Consider the following 4,703-nt stretch of genomic DNA (forward strand, 5'->3'; position numbering starts at 1 on the left):
GAGCGCGAGATGAGCGGATGCGCCAGCACTTCGCCGTCCTGCGCGCCCATGCGATCCATCAACTTCGCGATCCGGTCGGATCCGAAGAGACGCATCAGATCATCTTCGAGCGACAGGAAGAACTGCGAGGCCCCCGGGTCGCCTTGACGACCGGACCGACCACGTAGCTGGCGATCGATACGGCGTGATTCGTGGCGCTCGGACCCGATGATGTGCAGGCCGCCGATTTCGGAGATCTCGATCTCTTTGCCGTCGGGATCGGTGACCTTCGACGGCTTCGCCTCGGTGATACCAGCGCCGAGTTTGATGTCGGTACCGCGGCCAGCCATGTTGGTCGCGATCGTGATGGCACTTGGGTGACCGGCGCCCGCCACGATCTCGGCTTCACGTTGGTGATACTTGGCGTTCAGCACGTTGTGCTTGAGTCCGGCGCGTGCGAACAGTCTTGCGAGTGTTTCGGACGCCTCGACGCTGGCCGTACCGACCAGCACCGGATACCCGAGTTCGTGCAGGCGCTTCGTTTCGTCGACGATCGCGTTGTACTTCTCGCGACGTGTCTTGAAGACGTAGTCCTGACGGTCATCACGCGTGATCGGCCGGTTCGTGGGAATGACCGACACCGACAGGCCGTAGATCTGGTGAAACTCGTTCTCTTCCGTTTCGGCGGTACCGGTCATGCCGGCCAGCTTCTCGTACATGCGGAAGTAGTTCTGGATCGTGATCGTGGCGAGCGTCTGCGTCTCGCCCTTCACCTGCACGCGCTCCTTGGCCTCGACCGCCTGGTGCAACCCCTCGCTCCAGCGACGCCCGGGCATCGTGCGGCCGGTGAACTCGTCCACGATGAGCACCTGCCCATCCTGCACAACGTAGTTCACGTCGCGTTCGTACAACGCATGCGCGCGGAGGAGCTGATGAATGATGTTCAGCCGCTCGCTCTTGAGCGCATACTCCCGCTCGATGGCGTTGCGCTGCTCCAGGCGCTCCGTCGCGGAAATACCGTGATCGCGATCGAGCTTGCCGATCATGAGCGAGATGTCGGGGAGTACGAACTGGTCGTGCGCCTCGGGCGAGAGGTAGTCGAGCCCCTGCTCGGTGAGGTGTACCGTGTGTCCCTTCTCGTCGAGCACGTACAACAGATCGTCTTCGATCTCCCGGTACGTGCGCTTGCTCATCGGGAGCTTCTTATCCGAGATGATGTCGAGCTCCATGCGCTGCACGAGCTGCTTGACACCGGTCTCCTGCAGCGCCTTGACGAGCCGCTTGTTCTTCGGGCCGCCGAGTTGCGCCTTGTACAGATTCAGCGACGCGTTCTGCTCGTCCTTCGACTCGAGCGCACGTTCACCTTCGCCAACCAGCGTGTTCACCAGTTCGGACTGGCGGCGCACGAGGCGTTCGACGGCCGTATTGAATTCCGCGTATCGCCCATCACTCTCGTTACCGACCGGGCCCGAGATGATGAGCGGTGTACGCGCTTCGTCGATGAGGATCGAGTCGACTTCATCGATGATCGCGAAGATGTGCGTGCGCTGCACGCGCTGGTCGAGCGACACCACCATGTTGTCGCGCAGGTAGTCGAAGCCGAACTCGTTGTTGGTCCCGTAGGTGATGTCGCTGCCGTAGACGGCGCGACGATCGTACGTTCCCGGCTCCGTGTCATCGAGGCAACCGACCGTGAGTCCGAGCCATCGATACAGATGCCCCATCCACTGCGAGTCGCGACGGGCGAGGTAGTTGTTGACCGTCACGAGGTGCGCCCCTCGTCCGGGCAGCGCGTTGAGATACATCGGGAGTGTCGCGACGAGCGTCTTGCCTTCACCGGTCGCCATTTCCGCGATGCGGCCAAGGTGCAGCTGGATACCACCAATCAGCTGGACGTCGTAGGGGACCATGTCCCACGCGAGCTCGTTGCCTGTTACGAGGACCGTGGAGCCCTTGAGTCGCCGGCACGCCTCACGCACCGTGGCGAAGGCCTCGGGAAGGATCTCGTCGAGGACTTCCGCGATCGCGGTGCGGAGGTCACCCTCAGCGCCCCCCCGTCCGTCGGCGCCCTGGAGTTCGAGATCGATGCGCTCGCGCTCGGTCGGGTCGGCGGTGTCGTGTTTGGCCGCTTTGAGCTCCGCGATTCGGCTCTCGATGGGGCCGGTCTGTTCCGCTAGTATGCCGCGGAACTTGGCAGTCTGCCCCTGAATTTCGTCGTCGGGCAGCGAGGCGAGGCGCGCTTCGATCTCGTGGATCTCGGCAAGCACCGGCTGTACCCGCTTCCGCTCACGTTCGTGACGCGTGCCGAACACGCGTCCAATCAAGCCCTTCAGCATACGAACCTCTTGGCAAGGGCGCCGCGGCAACGAAGTCCCCGTACGCCATCAGGCGCGCGCTGGGCCCTCCACTGCCGACGACTCCCGGGAATTCTCGAGATAGAGTCCGGTGGTCGCGATGTACGTTTCCACGGAGTCAGGAACGAAGCCCCGAATGGAGCGCCCGTCCCGTACCCGTGCCCTGATTTCGGTTGATGACACGTCAATGCGTCGCGTCGCCAGTCGTCGTGCCGTCGCTGCTCCGACGCTCTCCAGCGGGACGGCGAGCGCGGCGACGTCGTGACCTCGGTCGGCGCGGTGCAGTACAACCAGCTGCACCATCGACAACAATCGATTCACGTCGCCCCACCGCGGTAACGTCGAAACCACGTCATCGCCGACCAGCAAGTGCAGCGTCGCCGACGGCCAGCGTCGGCGCAGAGCATCCACGGTGTCAACCATGAAAGATAACCCGCCCCGATCGATTTCGATGGGGTCGACCTCGATGCGCGGGATCCCGCCGAAGCAGGTCTGCACCATCGCGAGCCGGTGCGCGGCAGGCGTCTGATTCCCGCCCTTGAGCGGCTGTTGGGCCGCCGGGACGATGAGCAGACGATCGAGCGCGAGCTCGTCGAGGGCATCCTGTGCCACCAGAAGGTGGCCGATATGGGGCGGATCGAAGCTTCCGCCAAGGATGCCGATACGCATCGAGTTCAGACGGTGCGGGTCATCCGCGCGGCACCGGACCGGGACGCGCGTAGGCGATCGGCGACAGGACGGCTGGGGGCGGTGCCTTGGCGGCAGTGGCCGAATCGGCCGGTGATGCGCCACAGGCCGCCTTGACCAACGGATCCCCGGGGTACGCCCGCCACATGGCGGTACACGTTTCCGTAGCGTCTTCCTTCCAGCGGATCTTCGTATACAGCTCATGCAACCGCAGCCACGCGAGGCGGGCCGCCTTCGTGCTCGGGTACGTGGTGACGACGTCCTTGAAGTAGATGATCGCCGGGTCAATCGCCCGGCGAACGCGGACATAGTGGACGCCGGTGTCGTAGTCCTTTTGCGCCATCCACTCTTCGATCTGGACAATGCGCTTCTTGGCGTCGTCCGTTTCCTTACTCTCGGGATACGACGAGAGGAGGGCCCGGAGAATCGACACCGCCTTCTGGCCATTCTCGGGATCGAGGGAGGGGCGTCGCCACAGGCTCTGGTAGCTACGACCGACACCAAGCATGGCGGTTGGCGCGAGCGTGTCGTCGGGGAAGCCGTCGGTGATTCGCTCGAAGGCCTGCGCGGCGAGCAGGTGTTCGCTCTGTCGCTCGTGCGCCAGTGCCAGATAAAAGTAGGCGGGCGCCAATAGCGGATCACGCGCCGACAGGTCACTGGTCAGGCGCTCGAAGCCGATCTTCGCGTTGTCCCACTTCTGGCGCTGAAACTCCAGCAGCGAGGCACGGAAGAGCGCTTCAGGATTCGCGTAGTCGCGAGGTTGGAAACCGCGTGAACAGCCAGCCAATGCGGCGGCGACACCGAGCAGCACCAGCAGGCGGAATTCAACGCGAGACAGTCGATGAATCATGCGGACTCTGGTACCCGATGCACCGAATGCGGATCCGTTCCGCCGGCGGTAGCCCGGTTCATGGTGCGGTGCCCACGGTCCGACTACCGGACGCCAGTGGGATAATGCGGGCACGCCCGGGTTTGAGGCCGGCCGTGACGTTGCGCGTGTCGATCAGCAACGCGGCATGGTCGACGACGCGCTGGTAATCGACATTCTTGTGATCGGTGATGACCACCACGGCGTCGGCCCAACGCAGCATCTCATCGCTGAGTTCGACGCCTTTGCGGCTATGGCCGTCCTCACGGAATTCATGCACGAACGGATCGTGGAACTCGACGTGCGCGCCGCGCTGTTCGAGCAGGCGGATCACGTCGAGGGCCGGGCTTTCCCGCACGTCATTGATGTCGCGCTTGTAGGCGACCCCGAGGGCCAGGACACGACTCCCACGAACCGCCTTGCGCACCTCGTTGAGCGCGTCGGCCACCTTCTGGACAACCCACTCCGGCATATGCGAATTGATCTCGCTGGCGAGATCGATGAAGCGCGTTTTGTAGTTGAGCGTGCGCATCTTCCAGGCGAGATAGTGCGGGTCGAGCGGAATGCAATGGCCGCCGATACCGGGGCCCGGCGTGAACTTCATGAACCCGAACGGCTTGGTAGCGGCCGCGTTGATGACTTCCCAGACGTCCACGCCCAGTTTGTCACACACAATGGCGATTTCGTTCACGAGGCCGATGTTGACGGCGCGAAAGGTGTTCTCGAGCAGCTTCACCAGCTCGGCCGCTTCCGGCGACGACACCGGCACGACGACGTCGATGCAACTGGCGTAGAGGGCGCTGGCGACCTCGACA

At 63.6% G+C, this 4,703-nt stretch carries 4 protein-coding genes; all 4 read right to left on the minus strand.

The window, feature by feature from the left end; translation table 11 throughout:
* Positions 1 to 2,315, minus strand: a 2,315-nt coding sequence (secA, locus tag ACESNG_RS11900) for a preprotein translocase subunit SecA (RefSeq protein WP_373069119.1), incomplete at its 3' end; no start/stop codon positions are given.
* A 48-nt stretch (positions 2,316 to 2,363) separates the two neighbouring features.
* Entirely contained in the window at positions 2,364 to 3,002 is a 639-nt protein-coding gene (gene nadD, locus ACESNG_RS11905; RefSeq protein ID WP_373057927.1) for a nicotinate (nicotinamide) nucleotide adenylyltransferase, read from the minus strand.
* Between the two features lie 19 nt (positions 3,003 to 3,021).
* Complete coding sequence (locus ACESNG_RS11910; protein WP_373057929.1) at positions 3,022 to 3,870, minus strand: outer membrane protein assembly factor BamD; 849 nt, start codon at positions 3,868 to 3,870, stop codon at positions 3,022 to 3,024.
* 58 nt (positions 3,871 to 3,928) lie between these two features.
* The coding region (locus tag ACESNG_RS11915) for a nucleotide sugar dehydrogenase (protein ID WP_373057931.1) at positions 3,929 to 4,703 on the minus strand (775 nt) is incomplete at its 5' end.

Origin of the sequence: Gemmatimonas sp., assembly GCF_041689975.1 — a bacterium.
Classification (GTDB): domain Bacteria; phylum Gemmatimonadota; class Gemmatimonadetes; order Gemmatimonadales; family Gemmatimonadaceae; genus Gemmatimonas.

Excerpts from the sequence above, each read along its gene's own strand:
- nadD (WP_373057927.1), bottom strand. The coding sequence starts at position 3,002 with ATGCGTATCGGCATCCTTGGCGGAAGCTTCGATCCGCCCCATATCGGC.
- ACESNG_RS11910 (WP_373057929.1), bottom strand. The coding sequence starts at position 3,870 with ATGATTCATCGACTGTCTCGCGTTGAATTCCGCCTGCTGGTGCTGCTC.